The organism is Pseudomonas sp. 18-147, assembly GCF_051048045.1.
GTDB lineage: Bacteria > Pseudomonadota > Gammaproteobacteria > Pseudomonadales > Pseudomonadaceae > Pseudomonas > Pseudomonas aeruginosa.
The window spans coordinates 4,526,284-4,543,021 of record NZ_CP182296.1; the positions used below are offsets into that span (position 1 = coordinate 4,526,284).

18 protein-coding genes are annotated in these 16,738 nt (G+C 65.5%); 9 read left to right on the forward strand and 9 right to left on the reverse strand.

Going from position 1 to position 16,738, the window contains the following annotated elements:
- Positions 1-82: 82 nt before the first annotated feature.
- Positions 83-715 (reverse strand): OmpA family protein, encoded by a 633-nt coding sequence (locus ACM0M4_RS21385; protein WP_003082015.1) that lies wholly within the window; start codon positions 713-715, stop codon positions 83-85.
- Positions 716-845: 130 nt separating this feature from the next.
- Between ACM0M4_RS21385 and ACM0M4_RS21390 the strand changes: the two genes are divergently transcribed.
- The 4 genes from ACM0M4_RS21390 to ACM0M4_RS21405 all read left to right on the forward strand — a co-directional run bounded on the left by ACM0M4_RS21390 (position 846) and on the right by ACM0M4_RS21405 (position 2,839).
- Positions 846-1,343, forward strand: a complete 498-nt coding sequence (locus ACM0M4_RS21390) for a DUF6231 family protein (RefSeq protein WP_003086343.1) — start codon at positions 846-848, stop codon at positions 1,341-1,343.
- A 2-nt stretch (positions 1,344-1,345) separates the two neighbouring features.
- A complete protein-coding gene (locus tag ACM0M4_RS21395; RefSeq protein WP_003125052.1) occupies positions 1,346-1,819 on the forward strand; it encodes a YchJ family protein in 474 nt (157 codons plus the stop codon).
- Positions 1,819-2,136, forward strand: coding sequence for a hypothetical protein (locus ACM0M4_RS21400; protein ID WP_009315410.1), 318 nt, complete (start codon positions 1,819-1,821; stop codon positions 2,134-2,136). The genes ACM0M4_RS21395 and ACM0M4_RS21400 overlap by 1 nt, the downstream gene beginning before the upstream one ends.
- 82 nt (positions 2,137-2,218) lie before the next feature.
- Positions 2,219-2,839, forward strand: a complete 621-nt coding sequence (locus tag ACM0M4_RS21405; protein WP_003081997.1) for a trimeric intracellular cation channel family protein — start codon at positions 2,219-2,221, stop codon at positions 2,837-2,839.
- Between the two features lie 116 nt (positions 2,840-2,955).
- Here ACM0M4_RS21405 and ACM0M4_RS21410 read toward each other — a convergent pair whose 3' ends face one another.
- Complete coding sequence (locus ACM0M4_RS21410) at positions 2,956-3,516, reverse strand: hypothetical protein (protein ID WP_003123185.1); 561 nt, start codon at positions 3,514-3,516, stop codon at positions 2,956-2,958.
- Positions 3,517-3,830: 314 nt separating this feature from the next.
- Here ACM0M4_RS21410 and ACM0M4_RS21415 point away from each other — a divergent pair, with 314 nt between their 5' ends.
- From ACM0M4_RS21415 to quiP, 4 genes are all read left to right on the forward strand, one after another.
- Positions 3,831-4,325 (forward strand): LEA type 2 family protein, encoded by a 495-nt coding sequence (locus tag ACM0M4_RS21415; protein ID WP_003123186.1) that lies wholly within the window; start codon positions 3,831-3,833, stop codon positions 4,323-4,325.
- A 7-nt stretch (positions 4,326-4,332) separates the two neighbouring features.
- The gene (locus tag ACM0M4_RS21420) at positions 4,333-4,533 is read left to right on the forward strand and encodes an SEC-C metal-binding domain-containing protein (RefSeq protein WP_003081984.1); all 201 of its coding nucleotides are present in this window, start codon (positions 4,333-4,335) and stop codon (positions 4,531-4,533) included.
- A gap of 166 nt (positions 4,534-4,699) precedes the next feature.
- Positions 4,700-5,341: a glutathione binding-like protein gene (locus ACM0M4_RS21425; RefSeq protein ID WP_003112525.1), complete on the forward strand. Its 642-nt coding sequence runs from the start codon at positions 4,700-4,702 to the stop codon at positions 5,339-5,341.
- A 122-nt stretch (positions 5,342-5,463) separates the two neighbouring features.
- Positions 5,464-8,007, forward strand: a complete 2,544-nt coding sequence (gene quiP, locus ACM0M4_RS21430) for an acyl-homoserine-lactone acylase QuiP (RefSeq protein ID WP_033876574.1) — start codon at positions 5,464-5,466, stop codon at positions 8,005-8,007.
- Positions 8,008-8,161: 154 nt separating this feature from the next.
- On the opposite strand, the gene rmuC is transcribed toward quiP, so the two are convergent.
- The 5 genes from rmuC to amaB all read right to left on the reverse strand — a co-directional run bounded on the left by rmuC (position 8,162) and on the right by amaB (position 14,458).
- A complete protein-coding gene (gene rmuC, locus ACM0M4_RS21435) occupies positions 8,162-9,523 on the reverse strand; it encodes a DNA recombination protein RmuC (RefSeq protein ID WP_003081943.1) in 1,362 nt (453 codons plus the stop codon).
- Between the two features lie 768 nt (positions 9,524-10,291).
- Positions 10,292-11,047, reverse strand: a complete 756-nt coding sequence (locus ACM0M4_RS21440; RefSeq protein ID WP_023109087.1) for an RES family NAD+ phosphorylase — start codon at positions 11,045-11,047, stop codon at positions 10,292-10,294.
- A gap of 134 nt (positions 11,048-11,181) precedes the next feature.
- Positions 11,182-11,550 (reverse strand): antitoxin Xre/MbcA/ParS toxin-binding domain-containing protein, encoded by a 369-nt coding sequence (locus ACM0M4_RS21445; RefSeq protein WP_003086329.1) that lies wholly within the window; start codon positions 11,548-11,550, stop codon positions 11,182-11,184.
- Positions 11,551-11,622: 72 nt separating this feature from the next.
- Positions 11,623-12,909 carry an L-pipecolate oxidase gene (gene amaA / locus ACM0M4_RS21450; protein WP_054376095.1) on the reverse strand — a complete coding sequence of 429 codons (1,287 nt, stop codon included), beginning with the start codon at positions 12,907-12,909 and terminating at the stop codon, positions 11,623-11,625.
- Between the two features lie 55 nt (positions 12,910-12,964).
- Positions 12,965-14,458: an L-piperidine-6-carboxylate dehydrogenase gene (gene amaB / locus ACM0M4_RS21455; RefSeq protein WP_015648322.1), complete on the reverse strand. Its 1,494-nt coding sequence runs from the start codon at positions 14,456-14,458 to the stop codon at positions 12,965-12,967.
- Between the two features lie 174 nt (positions 14,459-14,632).
- Between amaB and ACM0M4_RS21460 the strand changes: the two genes are divergently transcribed.
- Entirely contained in the window at positions 14,633-15,109 is a 477-nt protein-coding gene (locus ACM0M4_RS21460; protein WP_004353334.1) for a GreA/GreB family elongation factor, read from the forward strand.
- Between the two features lie 2 nt (positions 15,110-15,111).
- On the opposite strand, the gene ACM0M4_RS21465 is transcribed toward ACM0M4_RS21460, so the two are convergent.
- Both ACM0M4_RS21465 and ACM0M4_RS21470 read right to left on the reverse strand, forming a co-directional pair.
- Positions 15,112-15,387 (reverse strand): zinc ribbon domain-containing protein, encoded by a 276-nt coding sequence (locus ACM0M4_RS21465; RefSeq protein ID WP_023088486.1) that lies wholly within the window; start codon positions 15,385-15,387, stop codon positions 15,112-15,114.
- Between the two features lie 98 nt (positions 15,388-15,485).
- The gene (locus ACM0M4_RS21470) at positions 15,486-16,736 is read right to left on the reverse strand and encodes an OprD family porin (RefSeq protein WP_003120635.1); all 1,251 of its coding nucleotides are present in this window, start codon (positions 16,734-16,736) and stop codon (positions 15,486-15,488) included.
- Positions 16,737-16,738: the final 2 nt, after the last annotated feature.

Consider the following 16,738-nt stretch of genomic DNA (forward strand, 5'->3'; position numbering starts at 1 on the left):
CATACTCGCCAGCCCGCCGCGGCGCCAGCCATGAACGAAAACGGGGGCTTCGACGCCCCCGTTCTGCTCCGTGCCGCCAGCGTCATTCGCGCTTGATGAGGATTTCCACCCGGCGATTCTCGGCCCGCCCTTCGCGAGTCTTGTTGTCGGCGACCGGCTGGCTTTCGCCCAGTCCCTGCACGCCGACGATGATGCTCGAAGGCACCCCGGCATCGATCAGATAGTTCGCCACGGCATTCGCGCGCCGTTCCGACAGCTTCTGGTTGTAGGCATCGGAACCGACGCTGTCGGTATGCCCGGTGATACTCAGGCGCGTACTGGCCGCCTCGCCTTTCAGGCGTTCGGCGATGCCGTTGAGCTTCTCGCTGTCGGCGGCGTCCACCTTCGACGAATCGAAGGCGAAGTGCAGGTCGCGCACGACAATGGTTTCTTCCTTGACGACAGGAGGCGGCGGCGCGACTTCCTCGACCGGCTGCGGAGGCGGCGGCGCGACCTGTTCACCGGCACCGTGCACCCAGCAATAGGCGGCACCGACGCCACCGCCGATCAGGGCGCCCCAGCCGGCCCAGCTGCTGCTTTCGATCGCGCCCAGGCCGGCGCCGGTAACACCACCGACCGCCGCACAGGTCGGCCAGTCGCTTTTCTGCAACCCTGCGCAACCGGTCAGCAAGCCGCTGACCAGAATCAGGGGTAAAGCGGTCCTCGTGATGCTCATTGGAACTCTCCTCGTGGATCGGTTGTAACCGACAAATAGGGAGTAAAGACCCCAGCCGAAAAAAGCGCCAGCACTAGGCCATGCAGGCGCTTCAGGCTAGTCTTGGCGAATCCCAGGAGAGTGTTTTCCCATGAGCGAACCGATTTCTCCCCGCACCCCGCAGCAGGCCCTGGCCGCGTTGCTCGCCCGCTACGCGCCGAAGCGCTTGCTGCTGGTCGGCGCCAGCCGGCTGCCGGCGGTGGAGGCCTTCATCCACAACCATCCCCAGTGCCAACTGGCGCACAGCCCGGCGGCGGCATTGCCCGCCGAACTGGCCGGCCAGCGCTTCGACCTGGCGCTGTTCGTCGATTGCCTGGAACACCTGCCGCAGCGCACCGGTCTGCAGTTGCTCGCGGGTGTGCGCAACCTGAACGCCAGCCGGGTCGCCGTACTGGTCGACCTCGAGGCCAGCGACTGGCAGGAAACCGACTTCTTCGCCCTCGCCATGCAGAACAGCGAACGCTTCCAGCGCGAAGGCCAGACGCTGACCCTGTACACCTACGACCTGTACGAATACAAGCAGGTCCCCGATTGGCTGAACGCCAAGTTCTGGGCCAACCCGGAAAACTTCGGCAAGTACTGGTGGTAACCATGACCCAACCCTCCTGCCCCTGCGGCAGCGGCGACCCGCTCGACGATTGCTGCGGCCGCTATCACCAGGGACATCCCGCGCCCACCGCGGAAGCCCTGATGCGCTCGCGCTACAGCGCCTATGCTCTCGGACTGGTGGACTACCTGCGCGACACCACGCTGCCGGCGCAACAGGCCGGCCTCGATCTCGACGGCATCCGCGCCTGGAGCCACGGCAGCACCTGGCTCGGCCTGGAGGTGGAAAACCACGAGGTGCTCGGCGGCCAGCCGGAGCATGCGCGAGTCACCTTCGTCGCGCGCTGGCACGACGCCGAGGGGGAACATGCCCATCGCGAATGTTCCGGCTTCGTCCAGCGCAACGGTCGCTGGTACTTCCTCGATCCGACCGTGGCCCTGAAACTCGGCCGCAACGACCCCTGCCCCTGCGGCGCCGGCGGCAAGCTGAAGAAATGCTGCGGTCCGTGGATCACCTGATGCATTCGCTCGCCAGCTATATCCGCGCCATCCATGCCCTGCCCTCGCCAGTCTCGATAAGCGATGCACAGGTCGAAGAGCAACAGCGCTGCGAGGACGGCGTCGAGATCCACAGCTGCGAAGCGCTCTACCGTTTCGACAACGGCGTGCGCCTGCGCCAGCACTGCGAGCGCGACCTCCTGCCGAGCAGCGGGGCCTGCGAGGAATGCTGGATCGGCTACGAAGTGCTGGATTCCGCCGGGCAGGAAATCAGCCCACGCCACAAGCACTTCGTCAACGCCTGCCAGGAACGCTTCTGGTTGCGCATGCACGCCTGAGATGCAGCGCCAGGCGGCGCGGTTTGGGCGTTGACGAGCGCTCGGGTAGAATGCGCAGCCTTTTCATCCGGGCCCCATCCCCATGCTGCTGACCGTGCTCTACATCATCGCCATCACCGCCGAAGCCATGACCGGTGCGCTGTCGGCCGGCCGGCGCAGCATGGACCTGTTCGGCGTGGTGCTGATCGCCTGCGTCACCGCCCTGGGCGGCGGCTCGGTACGCGACATGCTGCTGGGCCATTACCCGCTGACCTGGGTCCGTCACCCGGAATACCTGGCGCTGACCGCAGTCGCCGCGCTGGTGACAGTGTTCATCGCGCCGCTGATGCGCCACCTGCGCTCGCTGTTCCTGGTACTCGACGCGGTCGGCCTGGTGGCCTTCACCCTGATCGGCTGCCAGGTCAGCCTGGAAATGGGCCACAGCCTGCTGATCGCGGCGATCAGCGGGGTGATCACCGGGGTGTTCGGCGGCATTCTCCGCGACATCCTGTGCAACGACGTACCCTTGATCTTCCGCCGCGAACTCTATGCCAGCGTGTCCTTCGCCAGCGCCTGGTGCTACCTGATCTGCGTGGAGCTGGAACTGCCCTCCGAACAGGCGATGCTGATCACCCTGTTCAGCGGCTTCCTGTTCCGCCTGCTGGCCATCCGCTTCCACTGGGAAATGCCCAAGTTCGTCTACCAGGACGATTTCGACCACTGAAGCAAGCGCCTGCCCCTGGTCGACGCGTTCCTCCAACCCCTCGCCTGCCCCGATGCCACGGCCCGCGACGCGGTTATCCGCCCCACGCCCACGCTTGTCGCAGGCCGCTGCCCGCCTCAGTCCTGCAGGCGCAGGTGGCTGGTGTCCGGAGCCGGAGCCGCTGGCTCGGGGCGTGCCTGGCCCATGTCGCTACCGACCGGGGCGACGCTGAAGCGGCTCAGGTCGAGCTTCGGCGCCTCGGCTTCGGCCTTGGCGTCCTGTAGGTCGGCGCCTACCGGAGCCAGGCCGAAATCCGGCGCATCGACCTCGGCGAACGCCGCCATGTAGCCGTCCCGCGGCGCTACCTGCAAACGTCCGGAGGGCGCGCTGTCCCGCGCAGCGACGCGGGCCTGTGGGGCTTCCACGGCGGCCTGCTGCGCAGGCGGCGGCGCCATGACCACCTCCTCGATCTCCATCTCGGCGACCACGGCGATCGCTCCCGCTCGCTCCAGCACGCTGCGGTATTTTTCCGCGGAGGCGGCATCGAGGTTGTTCTTGATCACCACCCGGCGGCCGGAGAACAGCAGTTCGATACGCTGCGCGTCGGCCTGGAACAGCTTGGCCAGGTTGGCCTTGACCACCTCGGGCCGGGCGCCGGCGACCAACTGGCCGGAAAAGGCGATTTCAAAGCGGCTCATTGGCATCTCTCCGAGTGAAGGGCCGCTCGGCATGGCGGCCCTGGCGTTTCGTCGAACGATTGTACCCATCGACAGCCACGCGTGGAGTGACTGGGTCCGGCAGATTGGCCGGCGGGTCCGTTCAGGTTAGCCGAGCCGGTCACGCCAGCCGACGGGAAGACTTGCACGGGCGTACGCGCTTCTCCATGCTCCCCCGACTGCGCTACGGGAAACATATGGACACAGGCCTGTACCTGAAACATCTTTCCTCTATACAACAATAAGTTGCAGCACAATCACTGCTTGTTAAACTGGGGCGTCTCGGGGGGAATAGCATGAATTACCAGGCGCAAATGATAAGAATTATCAGCCTAATAATGGCGTGGGGAGTTCTCTCCAATCTCTCGGGCTGCAGCTGGATGACCGGCAGCTTCGAAGACCCCGACGTCAAGCTGCTGAAGGTGGAAGTGGTCAAGGCACGCTTGCTGGAACAGGAGTTCGTGATGCGCTTCCGTATCGACAACCCCAACGATTTCAGCCTGCCGGTACGCGGCCTGCAGTACGCCGTGCAACTGAACGACATCCAGCTCGCAGAAGGCGAGTCCGGGCAGTGGTTCACGGTTCCCGCCCACGGCCACGAGGTATTCGACGTGCCGGTGCGAACCAATCTCTGGCGCCACATGAAATACATCGTCAAGCTCCTCGAGCGTCCCGAGGAGCCGATCCGCTACCGCCTGCAGGGCGAAGTGAAGACCGGACTGATGTTCGGCCGCAGCGTGCACCTGAGACGAAATGGCGAGATAATTCCCGGCGATTTCATCCCAGAATAGGTCCACCATGAGTCAGGAACCCCACGTACACGGCCCGAACTGCAACCACGACCACGATCATCATCACGATCATGGCCATGGTCATGTCCATGGTCCGCACTGCAACCACAGCCACGAGCCGGTGCGCAATCCGCTCAAGGCCGTAGGCCGCAACGATCCCTGCCCCTGCGGCAGCGAGAAGAAATTCAAGAAGTGCCACGGCGCCTGACCCTTCGCACGCGCCGGCATCCGAAGGCCCGCTGAGCAGCGGGCCTTTTCGTTGGCGCGCCACCAGCCCCGCCGGGGCGTCATGCGCGACAGCGGTTTGCATCGAACCTACGTTCCTGGCGTAGAGTCTTCCGTTCGTAGCCCATCAACGAGCCGGAGACGCACCGATGATCGACCTGTACTACTGGACCACCCCGAACGGCCACAAGATTACTCTTTTCCTGGAAGAAACCGGCCTGCCCTACGCCATCCATCCGATCAACATCAGCCAGGGCGACCAGTTCCAGGCGGATTTCCTGAAGGTGTCGCCGAACAACAAGATTCCCGCCATCGTCGATCGCCAACCGGCCGACGGCGGCGCTCCCCTGTCGCTGTTCGAGTCCGGCGCCATCCTGCTCTATCTCGCGGAAAAGACCGGACGCTTCCTCGCCAAGGACCTGCGCGCGCGCCAGGAAACCCTGCAGTGGCTGTTCTGGCAGATGGGCGGGCTGGGGCCGATGGCCGGGCAGAACCACCATTTCAACCGCTTCGCCCCGGAGAAGATTCCCTACGCCATCGACCGGTACGTCAAGGAAACCGCGCGCCTGTACGGCGTTCTCGACCAGCGCCTGGCGGACCGCGCCTTCGTCGCCGGCGACGACTACAGCATCGCCGACATGGCCATCTATCCGTGGATCGTCCCGCACCAGTGGCAGGAGCAGGATCTCGCCGACTTCCCGCACCTGCAGCGCTGGTTCGAGAGCATTCGCCAGCGTCCGGCGACGCAACGCGCCTATGCTTTGGTGGAGCGCATCAATCCGCCGAAGTAGCGAGTCCCGAGCCGGCCTGCGGACGTCCTCGCGGACGACCGCAGGCGGAGCTTGCGCAGCCCTGCGCTCCTCACTAACGTAGCGCCTCTCGACGCGACCACTCCCGCAGGAGCCCCCACCCCATGGCCTCGCCAGCCTTCATGCGTTTTCTTCCCCGTTGCGGCGCCGCCGCGGCCTTCGGCACCCTCCTGGGCCTGGCCGGTTGCCAGTCCTGGCTCGACGATCGCTACGCCGACAGCCTGCCGCCGACCTCCGGCGTACAACCGATCAAGGGCCTGGCGCAAAACGTATCGATCCGGCGCAACGCGCTGGGCATGCCACTGATCGAAACCGGCACCTTCCATGACGCGCTGTTCGCCCTGGGCTACGTACACGCCTCCGACCGCCTGAGCCAGATGGTCAGCCTGCGCCTGCTGGCCCAGGGACGGCTGGCCGAGATGGTCGGCCCCGGCGCGCTGGAGATCGACCGTTTCATGCGTACCGTGAACCTGCGCCAGGCTGCGGAGATCCAGTACAGGAACGCCTCGCCGCGCCTGCAACGCTTCTTCGAGGTTTACGCGCGCGGGGTCAACGCCTACCTGTATCGCTATCGCGACAAGCTGCCGATGGACCTGGCCCAGTCCGGCTACCGTCCGGAATACTGGAAGCCCGAGGACTCGGCGCTGGTCTTCGCCCTGCTCAACTTCGGCCTGGCGGTGAACCTGCAGGAAGAAATCGCCTCGCTGACGCTCGCGCAGAAGGTCGGCAGCGACAAGCTGGCCTGGCTGACGCCGACCTATCCCGACGAAAACCTGCCGTTCGACGAGGCGGAAAAGCTCAAGGGCCTGCGCCTGGACGGGCAGGTTCCCGGCCTCGCGGGCGTCGAGGGCGCGGCGCGGCAGGTCGCAGCGCTGAGCATGCTCGGGGTCGCCGCCTCGAACAACTGGGCTATCGCGCCGCAACGCAGCCGCAGCGGCAAGAGCCTGATGGCCAACGACACCCACCTGCCGCTGAGCATGCCGTCGGTGTGGAACTACGTGCAGATCCGCTCGCCCAAGTACCAGGCCGCGGGCGTTTCCATTGCCGGTCTGCCGGGCGTGGTGGCGGGCTTCAACGGCAAGCTGGCCTGGGGCATGACCATGGTCCTGGGCGACAATCAGGATCTCTACCTGGAACAGTTGCGACGCCAGGGCAACCGGCTCTATTACCTGGCCGACGGCAAGTGGCAGCCAACCCGCGAACGCCAGGAAACCTTCTTCATCAAGGGCCAGCGGCCGATCCGCGAGGTCATCCACGAAACCCGCCATGGCCCGCTGCTCAACAGCGCCCTGGGCGAGCGCAAGAACATCCTCCAGCCGCTGCCGCTGAAGAGCGGCTACGGACTGGCCTACCGGAGCATCCAGCAGGAAGCCGACAAGACCCTGGACGGCTTCTTCGACCTGTCGCGGGCCAAGACCATCGAGCAGGCCTTCGACGCCACCCGCGAGATTCGCGCGATGCCGCTGAACATCGTGTTCGCCGACGAAAAGCACATCGGCTGGCAGGTCACCGGACGCTATCCGAACCGCAAGGAAGGTCGTGGCCTGCTGCCCTCCCCTGGCTGGGACGGCCGCTACGACTGGGATGGCTATGCCGACCCGATCCTCCACCCGTCCGACCAGGACCCGCAGCAGGGCTGGCTGGGTACCGCCAACCACCGCACCGTGCAGCCCGGCTACGGCGCCCAGTTGTCCAATTCCTGGTACTACCCGGAGCGCGCCGAGCGCATCGCCCAGCTCGCCGGTGCCAGCAAGAGCCACGACACCCAGAGCATGATCCGCATGCAGTACGACCAGACCTCGCTGTTCGTCGCCAAGCTGCAAGCCATGTTCGACAATCCCGGCATGGCGCTGCCGCTGCGCCAGGCCATCGACGCCTTGCCGGAGGCGCAACGCAGCCGGGCGCGGGAGGCCTACGACCGGCTGATGGCGTTCGACGGCAAGCTGACAGCCAGCTCCAGCGACGCCGCGCTGTACGGCGCCTTCCTCCACGAGAGCGCCAGGCAGATATTCCTCGACGAGCTAGGACCGGAGGACGGCCCTGCCTGGAAAGCCTTCGTCGAGACCGCCAACCTCTCCTACTCGGCGCAAGCCGACCACCTGCTCGGGCGCGACGACAGTCCGTTCTGGGACGATACCCGCACTCCGCAGAAGGAGGACAAGCCGGCAATCCTCGCGCGCAGCCTCGCCGCCGCCGTGGAGTTCTGCGAACAGCGACTGGGGAGCGAGCGCAAGGCCTGGCAATGGGGCAAGCTGCACACCTACGAATGGCGGAGCGACAGCTCGAAAATGGCCCCCTACCTGGGCGCCGGCGAGCGCGCCGGACTCGGCGCGATCAAGGGCTATCTCGATCGCGGGCCCTATCCGGCCGGCGGCGACCACACCACGCTGGACGTATCGGCCTACGGCTGGGGCCAGGACTTCGACACTTGGCTGATCCCGGCGATGCGGCTAATCGTCGACTTCGGCCAGAGCGAACCGATGATCGGCGTGAACAGCAGCGGCCAATCCGGCAATCCGGCCAGCCCGCACTACGCCGACGGTATCGACGCCTGGCTCAAGGGGCGCTACGTCAGCTTCCCGTTCCAGCCACAGAACCTCGATCGCGTTTACGGCAACAAGCGGCTGACGCTCACTCCCGCTCGCTGAACGGACGGCGCGGAACTTTCCTCCGCGCCGTGGCTCTGAACAGCCGACTTACTCCATGATCATCTTCAGGGCGTCCTTCCGGACGCCCTTCTTTTATCCCCCTCCCGGAAAGCCTCCGTTTTCTCGAAAGCCCGGGCACGGGATCGAACTGATCTCACTCCTCTCCGGCCTCTTCCACGGGCGCCACCAGCGCCCGGTCCAGCCAGTCCGTCGGCAGGCTCTTGCTGGCGCGGGCACCGAGCAGCTTGAGTTGCTCGCTGCGACTGATCAGGTTGCCACGTCCCTCGGTGAGCTTGTTGCGCGCCGCGGCATAGGCCTTGTCCAGTTGCTGCAGGCGCGAACCGACCTCATCGAGGTCCTGGACGAAGAGCACGAACTTGTCATACAGCGAACCGGCACGTTCGGCGATTTCCCGCGCATTCTGGTTCTGCCGCTCCTGGCGCCAGAGGCTGTCGATTACCCGCAGGGTGGCCAGCAGGGTGGTCGGGCTGACGATCACGATATTCTGCGCGAAGGCGTCCTGGAACAGGTTCGGCTCGGCCTGCAGGGCCGTCGAAAAAGCCGCCTCGATCGGCATGAACAGCAGGACGAAGTCGAGGCTGTGCAATCCTTCCAGGCGTCGATAGTCCTTGCCGGAGAGGCCTTTCACATGGTTGCGCAACGACGTTACGTGCTGCTTCAGCGCCTGCTGGCGCAGCAGATCGTCGTCAGCGGCGATGTACTGCTGGTAGGCCGTGAGACTGACCTTGGCATCCACCACCACCTGCTTGTCGCCGGGCAGGCGGATCAGCACGTCCGGCTGGAAGCGTTCGCCCTCGGCACCCTTCAGGCTGACCTGGGTCTCGTATTCCCGACCTTTTTCCAGGCCTGCATGCTCGAGCACCCGCTCCAGCACCAGTTCGCCCCAGTTGCCCTGGGTCTTCTGGCCCTTGAGCGCGCGGGTCAGGTTGGTCGCTTCCTCGCCCAGGCGCAGGTTGAGCTGCTGCAGACGCTCCAGTTCCTTGCTCAGGGAGAAACGCTCGCGCGCTTCCTGCTGGTAGCTTTCCTCCACCCGCTTCTCGAACGCCTGGATGCGCTCCTTCAGTGGATCGAGCATCTGCCCCAGGCGCTGCTGGCTGGTCTCGGCGAAACGCTGTTCGCGCTCGTCGAAGATCTTTCCCGCCAGTTCGGCGAACTGTGCCCGCAACTCGTCGCGGGCCGACTGCAGGTCGGTCAGGCGCTGCTGGTGGCTTTCCTGCTGCTCGCGAAGTTCCGCAGCCAGCGCAGCCCGTTCGGAAGCCAGGCGACGCACTTCCTCTTCCCGGCCCTGGCGCTCGCTGGCCCAACGTGCCTCCGCCTGGGACGCCCGTTGCCGCTCCTCCCCCATCAACTCGGCTTCCCGACGCAGCGCGGCGACCTCGCCGGAGAGCCTGGCATGGCGCTCGCCGAGTTGCTGGTAAGCCTCCCTACTCGTCTCCAACTGCGCATTCAGCCCGTCCTGGGCCAGTTGCGCGGTCGCCAGTCGCTCGCCGAGCAAGGCTATCTCGCGCTCCGCCAGGCTGGCCCTTCTCTGTAGCTGCCATGCCAGGCCGGCCAGGGGAATCGCGGCAGCCAGCAGGCCAAGCAACAGGTTCGGTAGATCGACGGGCATGGGGCACTCCAGCGGAAAACGACGCAACACCCGCCTGGCAGGCGCGCGTGCAGCGGATTCTAGGTTCTTGGGAAAAGACCGTCGAGCGAATAGCGCCGCGCCGAACGAGCACTCCGCTTCCGAGCTGTGCGTACCCCATGCGCAGGACATCTCAGATACTTCCGTAACGGAAGCCATCGCCCTGAGCCCTTCGCCGCCGGGACATTTCTGCTTCCACGGCATTTTTGTCGCGGCTACAGGGCTTGCCTTGGAGCGTGCGATGTGCTGTCGAGCAAGCGCTTGGGAAATCCACAGATCCTGTGGATAACCCAGTGGAAAAGCCCCTAAAAAACTGCCGAACCCCCGATGGAGTGGGGCTATGGGACAGATTGACGATTTTTTCACCAACTATTTTTATCGTTATTTTTCAATAAGTTACGTTTCAAACATGAAAAATCAAGCGTTTAGAGCCTAACGCTCTCAACCCTTGACAAGCTGCTTTCCATTTGTGCACAAATTTTCGCCGAAGCCTCTTGCCGCCCCATTGCAGGGCAATGCCGTTCGAAATCCTCAGCCGCTCTTTCCCTCGGCGCATGCAGGCCAGCCCTGCCCAACAGGCAGGTGGCGGCCTTCAGATGGCGCCCCCGGATCGCTGGCAACCGTGCCCCCCTCCACTCACGCCGGATGCGGCAACTTTCCGTCCACCAGGAACAGCTCCCAGGAGAAGATTTTCGGCGACCCCGGCACATGCGCCGGCTTGAAGGCCACGTAACCGGCCGTGGTTTCGCACAGCCAGGGCGTCAGGTTGCGAGGACGCTTTTCGGTGAAGGCCGCGGGCGTGAACAGGGCGACATTGCAGCCGCGCTCCGGGCAACGCGCCGAACGGTATTCGAATGCCTGCACCCCGGCGCTGCGCATGGCAGTTCCCAGTTCCTGGGGAGCGCGGTAGTCGGCGATGTCGGTCAGCGCAGCCTCGTGATCGGAGAAAGGCGGCGCCTGCAGACGGATTCCCCGCTCCACCTTCCAGCCCGCCTCGAACGAAGCGTGCTCGGACAGAATCCTCCCGCTCGGTGGCGGCACCGCCATGCCACTCCACAGGACGCAACGGTAATACGCGCTTTCGGCCATGGCCGTTTCCAGCTTCAACGCGGCGTAGAACAGGCTTGGCTCGTGGCGACGGCCAAACCGCGACCCCCAGCGCAAGGGCGGATAACGGAACGGGGTCTTCAACAGGTAATGCAATGGCTCGGCATCCGCCGGCACCGGCGGCTTGCTCGACTCGAGCAGTTCCTCGAGCAACGCCTGTTCTTCCAGGGTGTCGACCAATTGCAGGGTCGCCACCTGCTCCTGGCTCTCCACCAACCGCACCAGGCGCCCCTGGAGCGGTCGGATATGCCGCTCACCCTTGCACTGTCGCCAGATCTCGCTCACCTTCCGCCCCTCGCTTCCTGTGGTGTCGGATGCCAGCGTAGCGGCACCGCAGTCTCCATTCAGCCAGGCTTGTCGCCTCTGGCTGCCAGCCTTTTCCGTGACAGGCGTAGGCCCCCGTACAGGCGCGCCGGGTATCAGACCTTGCCGCGGATCGCATCGAGGTATTCCAGCACATGAACCAGGCCCTGCACCTGTCCCATCAGTGCCAGCGGCTCGCCCGCCAGGTGATGGTTGGGAGTGCGCAGGAAGTGGCGCATGTCCTCCTGCTGCCCGCCGAACAGGGCATACAGTGCGCGATAGACTCGCACCAGCAGCAGAGCCAGCTCGCCGGTCTTGCTGTCCACCCGCAGGCCCTGGGTCTTCCAGCGGCTGATGGCGCTGCGATCGACGCCGACGATGCCGGCCAGTTCGAGCTGCGTCAGCCCCAATTGCTCGCGCGCGGCCAGGACGGCCTTGGCCAGGACGGCATCGGCGCTGGGACGTTCCTTGATGAGAGCGCTCATGACGACCTCCTCATGTGTGTTTACAACAAACTATCATTATTTTGCTGAAAACACACCTTGATTCGGTCGAGCCTAGAGAATCACGCGCAAGCATTGACCGGCGTGATAGAGAGAAAAACCCATCTCGTAGGCGCAACTGCGCAGCCTGGCCGCGGGGACGGGCTTCATGTCACTGAACGGCAACGGCAATGTCGCTCGCTCGCCGCTCAGCAAGTAGTCGGCGAACGCCTTGCCCACTACCGTACCGGTGGTCACGCCGCGTCCGTTGTAGCCGGTCACCGCCAGCAAGCCTTCCGCAGGCTCGAACAGGCGCATCAGATGATCGGGGGTGAAGGCGATGCAACCCGTCCAGCTGTACTCCCAGTTGACCTGGCCCAGGTCGGGAAAGTAATGGCTCTGGATTCGATCGGCCCATTGCCGCAGGAACCAGGCGGGCTTGTTCGCGCCATTGCCGAGGCTTCCCAGCAACAGGCGACCCTGGGCATCGCGACGAATGCTGCTGAGCACCGTCCTGGTATCCCAGGAACCCTGGCCGTGAGGCAGGATGCGCTCGGCCGCGGCGCCGTGCAGCGGCGGCGAAGCCACCTGGTAGTAGTAGCCGGGAAAGAAGTGCCGCCTCAGGTTGGTCCACTCGCCCTCGGTATAGGCGTTGGAGGCGATCACCACCTGTTCCGCCAGTACCGCCCCCGCGGCGCTGCGCACCGCCCACAGCGCGCCCTGCCGCTCCAGGGCGAGCACCGGCGAGCGCTGGTACAGTTGGCCGCCCCGCTGTACGACGGCGGTAGCCAGTCCACGCGAATAGGCCATGGGATTGAGAGTGCCGGCGCGTCGGTCGAGCAACGCCGCGCTGATTCGCCGGGTGCCGCAGGCCTCGTGGCAAGCCGCGCCGGTCAGCAACTCCAGCGGAGCGCCGCGGCGCGTCCACTGCGCGTGACGGCGTTGCAGATCGGCCACGCCGCTGGCGTTGTGCGACATGTGCAGGGTGCCCTCGCGGCGCAACTGGCAATCGATGCCGAGGCGTTCGATGGTCTCCATCACCAGCGCCGGCGCCCGCCCCAGCACGGCGTTGAGCTTTTCTCCCTGCTCGGCGCCGAGGGTGGCGACCACCTCGTCCGGGGGAATCCAGGTGCCGGCGTTGATCAATCCGACATTACGTCCCGACCCGCCGTGGCCGACCTCGTACGCTTCCAGCACGCACACCGAACGGCCAGCCTCCAGCAGGTGGAGCGCCGCCGAAAGCCCGGTGAAACCGGCGCCGATCACACATACGTCGGCGCGCTGCTCGCCGTTCAGGCTCGCCGCTCCGGACAGGCGAGGCGTAACCACTTCCCACAGACACCGTTGCTGCAAACCGCCCATGCGCGACTCCGCTGCCAGCCTCATTGCCATGCGGCGGGAGCCCGCCGCGCCCCGTTCAATCGAAGGTGATGCCCTGTGCCAGCGGCAGCTCGCGGGAATAGTTGACGGTGTTGGTCTGCCGTCGCATGTAGGCCTTCCAGGCGTCCGAGCCGGACTCGCGACCGCCGCCGGTCTCTTTCTCGCCGCCGAACGCCCCGCCGATTTCCGCCCCGCTGGTGCCGATGTTGACGTTGGCGATCCCACAGTCACTGCCCGCCGCGCCCTGGAACAGTTCCGCCTCGCGCAGGTCGGTGGTGAAGATGCACGACGACAGTCCCTGGGGAACCTCGTTGTTTAGGCGCAGGGCCTCGTCGAAATCGCGGTAGCCGACTACGTACAGGATCGGTGCGAAGGTCTCCGTGCGCACCACTTCGGTCTGTCCCGGCATCTCGACGATGGCCGGCGACACGTAGTAGGCATCCGGATAGCGCTCCTGCAATTGCCGCTCGCCGCCGAACACCCGCCCCCCCTGCTCGCGGGCTCGCGCCAGGGCGTCCTGCATGGCCAGGTAGCTGCGTTCGTCGATCAGCGGCCCGACCAGGTTGCCCTCCAGCGGATGACCGATACGGACCCTGGAATAGGCTGCCTTGAGGCGCTCGACTATCTCGTCCTTCACCGACTCATGGGCAATCAACCGGCGCAAGGTGGTGCAGCGCTGCCCGGCGGTGCCCACTGCGCCGAACAGGATGCCGCGCACCGCCAGGTCGAGGTCGGCGCTTGGCGCCAGGATCATCGCGTTGTTGCCGCCCAGTTCGAGGATGCAGCGAGCGAAACGCGCCGCCACCCGCGGCGCCACTTCGCGCCCCATGCGAGTGCTGCCGGTGGCGCTGACCAGGGCGACGCGACGGTCGTCCACCAGCGCTTCGCCGGCCTCGCGGTCGCCGATCAGCAATTGGCTCAGGTGCGCAGGCGCATCGCCGCCGAAGGCCCGCGCGGCACGCTCGAACAGTGCCTGGCAGGCCAGTGCGGTGAGGGGGGTCTTCTCCGAAGGCTTCCAGACCACGGAATTACCGCAGACCAGCGCCAGCGCGGTATTCCACGACCACACCGCGACTGGGAAGTTGAACGCGCTGATCACGCCTACCACGCCCAGCGGGTGCCAGGTCTCGCGCATGTGGTGGCCGGGACGCTCGGATGCGATGGTAAGACCGTACAACTGGCGCGAGAGGCCCACCGCGAAGTCGCAGATATCGATCATTTCCTGGACTTCGCCGAGGCCTTCCTGGGTGATCTTGCCCGCCTCCCAGGACACCAGTTCGCCGAGTTCGGCCTTGTGCCGACGCAATTCCTCGCCGAACAGCCGCACCAGTTCACCACGGCGCGGCGCCGGCACCTGGCGCCAGGCACGGAACGCCTGTTCGGCGCGCTCGACCTTGACGGCAACGGCGGCGCGCCCCTCCAGTCGCACCGCAGCCAGGCGACTGCCGTCGATGGGGGTATGCACGGCAAGCTCGCCATCGCGAAAAGCATTGGGGTCGAGGCCGAGACTGCGCAGCAATCCGTCGATCATGTGAGGTTCTCCTGGCTGTTCGTTTCCGCTCGTTTTAGTCGGTTTGCCCGGTAGCGACAAACGACCTTTATTCGCCACGTCATTCCGAGTTTTCATACTGGCTCCGAGCTGTCGCGATCCGCCGTCTTTCCCGTACCATGCACGCCTTCGCCGGCCAGCCCCCGCCTACCCGATATGGACAAGAAACAGCTGTTGCGCCTGATCACGGAAAAGCTCGCCGCGGACCTGGAAATCGCCGTCCGCGCCGCGCAGACCGCCCATGAGACGGCAACCCACGAAGAGAACGTCGCCGAGAACAAGTACGACACCCTCGGCCTGGAAGCGGCCTACCTGGCCGCCGGGCAGTCGCGCCGGGTCGAGGAGATCCGCCAGGCGCTGGGCCTGTACCGCAACCTGGTGCTGCGCGATTTCGACGAGGAACAGGGCATCCAGCTCACCGCGCTGGTCACCCTGCTGAACGCCGACGGCAGCCGGCGAACAGTGTTCCTCGGCCCTGAGGCGGCCGGGCTGAAGATCGATTGCGAAGGTCGCGAGGTGTTGGTCATCACGCCTCGCTCGCCACTGGGCCAGAGCCTGATCGGCAGGCACCCGGGCGACGAGACCGGGGCGAAGGACTCCCTCCTTGCGGTGGAAATCCTCGCCGTCGACTAAGGCTACTGCTGCGGCGCACCGCAGGCGCCGCAGAACTTCGCGCCCGCCGCGAGATCGGCGTTGCAGGCGATACAGCGCAGCGGCGCCAGGGCGCCGCCGCAGCCCTGGCAGAATCGTGCCGTCGCCGCATTCGCGGTGCGGCAGGCGGGACAGGCCATTCCCGCCGCGACTGGCGCCGGCGGATAGCCGCCCTGACCGCGGTGATGACCGCCGCCGTGATGACCACCGCCCTGTCCATGATGACGCCCACCCATCAACAACCGTTCGAAGAACCCCATGGCACAACCCTCTCGTCTGGATCTGACGGCTTCCAGTGAAAAGGCTGTAGCCACTACAGGGTCAATGGCGCGGAAACATCGGGAAACTCAAGTCCACTTCACCACAGCGGCAACGCGTAGCTGACGATCAGCCGGGTCTCGTCGATGTCGTTGCCGAAATCGCTGCGGAAGGTGCCGTTGCGCAACTTGATCCCCAGGTTCTTCAGCGGCCCCGATTGCACCAGGTAGGCGATATCGGTGTCCCGCTCCCATTCCTTGCCGCGCCCACCGCCGTCCAGAAGGTCGATGTGTTCGCCACGCAGGTAGCGGCTCATGAATGTCAGGCCGGGCAGGCCGATGGCGGCGAAGTCGTAGTCGTAGCGCAACTGCCAGGAGCGCTCGTCCTTGTTGGCGAAATCGCCGATCTGCACGAAGTTGACCAGATACGGATCGGTCCCGGCCAGGTAGGCGAAGCCGCTGTCGCCGGACATGCGCTGGTAGCCGAGGCCGAAGGCGTGGCCACCCAGGCGATAGGTGAACAGCGCATTCAGCGCGCGATTGTCGACGCGGCTGCCGCCCTCGTCGGTGGAACGCGCCCAGCGGATGTCGGACTTCAGCGACTGGTCATCGGTGAGCGGCAAGAGGTGCTGCACGCCGAGATAATGCTGGCGGTAGAAATCCTCCAGGTTGGCGTAGTGGTAGCTGCTGCTCAGGCGCTCGCTCCAGCGGTAGGTACCGCCGGCGAAGTCGAAGCGGTCGCTGCCGGGGTGCCGGCCCGCCAGTACGTTGCGCTTGTTGCCGCGGGTGATGCCGAGGTCTTCGGCGTTGGTCGAGTCGCGCTGCTTGACCTGGCGCAACTGGCCAAACTGCAGCGCCAGCCCGTCGATCTCGTTCACTTCCAGCAGTCCACCCTGGAAGGTTTGCGGGTGCAGGCGCGTGTCGTTGAACTGCACCACCGGCAGCCTGGGCATCAGGCTGCCGATCTTCAGCGTACTGTGCGAGACCCGTAGCTTGGCGGTCAGGCCCAGGCTGGAATAGTCGTGGGCGGCGCGCCGGTCGCTCGTCGAATACGGCAACAGACCACTACCGGATCGCTCTGGCGAGGAGTCCAGCCTGACGCCCAGCAGGCCCAGCGCATCGACGCCCAGGCCGAAGAGCCCCTCGGTGTAGCCGGACTCGTAGCGCAACAGGAAACCCTGCGCCCACTCCTCCGAATAGGACTGGCTGGCGCCGGGCTGGCGATAGTCGCGATTGAAATAGAAATTGCGCAGTTCGAGGCCGGCCTTGCCGTCGGCGAAAAACTCCGCCTGGGCGAACGACGGCAGCAACGCCAGCCCCGCGGCCAGCATCGGAACGGGAAGAATTTTCATTG

Bases quoted from the DNA above. Each gene is read 5' to 3' on its own strand.
- ACM0M4_RS21420 (WP_003081984.1), top strand. From the start codon at position 4,333: ATGAGTCAGGAACCCCACGTACACGGCCCGAACTGCAACCACGACCAC.
- ACM0M4_RS21445 (WP_003086329.1), bottom strand. From the start codon at position 11,550: ATGAGCGCTCTCATCAAGGAACGTCCCAGCGCCGATGCCGTCCTGGCC.
- ACM0M4_RS21460 (WP_004353334.1), top strand. From the start codon at position 14,633: ATGGACAAGAAACAGCTGTTGCGCCTGATCACGGAAAAGCTCGCCGCG.
- ACM0M4_RS21390 (WP_003086343.1), top strand. From the start codon at position 846: ATGAGCGAACCGATTTCTCCCCGCACCCCGCAGCAGGCCCTGGCCGCG.
- ACM0M4_RS21470 (WP_003120635.1), bottom strand. From the start codon at position 16,736: ATGAAAATTCTTCCCGTTCCGATGCTGGCCGCGGGGCTGGCGTTGCTG.
- ACM0M4_RS21425 (WP_003112525.1), top strand. From the start codon at position 4,700: ATGATCGACCTGTACTACTGGACCACCCCGAACGGCCACAAGATTACT.
- ACM0M4_RS21415 (WP_003123186.1), top strand. From the start codon at position 3,831: ATGAATTACCAGGCGCAAATGATAAGAATTATCAGCCTAATAATGGCG.
- ACM0M4_RS21400 (WP_009315410.1), top strand. From the start codon at position 1,819: ATGCATTCGCTCGCCAGCTATATCCGCGCCATCCATGCCCTGCCCTCG.
- amaB (WP_015648322.1), bottom strand. From the start codon at position 14,458: ATGATCGACGGATTGCTGCGCAGTCTCGGCCTCGACCCCAATGCTTTT.
- ACM0M4_RS21465 (WP_023088486.1), bottom strand. From the start codon at position 15,387: ATGGGGTTCTTCGAACGGTTGTTGATGGGTGGGCGTCATCATGGACAG.
- amaA (WP_054376095.1), bottom strand. From the start codon at position 12,909: ATGGGCGGTTTGCAGCAACGGTGTCTGTGGGAAGTGGTTACGCCTCGC.
- ACM0M4_RS21385 (WP_003082015.1), bottom strand. From the start codon at position 715: ATGAGCATCACGAGGACCGCTTTACCCCTGATTCTGGTCAGCGGCTTG.
- ACM0M4_RS21410 (WP_003123185.1), bottom strand. From the start codon at position 3,516: ATGAGCCGCTTTGAAATCGCCTTTTCCGGCCAGTTGGTCGCCGGCGCC.
- ACM0M4_RS21405 (WP_003081997.1), top strand. From the start codon at position 2,219: ATGCTGCTGACCGTGCTCTACATCATCGCCATCACCGCCGAAGCCATG.
- ACM0M4_RS21395 (WP_003125052.1), top strand. From the start codon at position 1,346: ATGACCCAACCCTCCTGCCCCTGCGGCAGCGGCGACCCGCTCGACGAT.
- quiP (WP_033876574.1), top strand. From the start codon at position 5,464: ATGGCCTCGCCAGCCTTCATGCGTTTTCTTCCCCGTTGCGGCGCCGCC.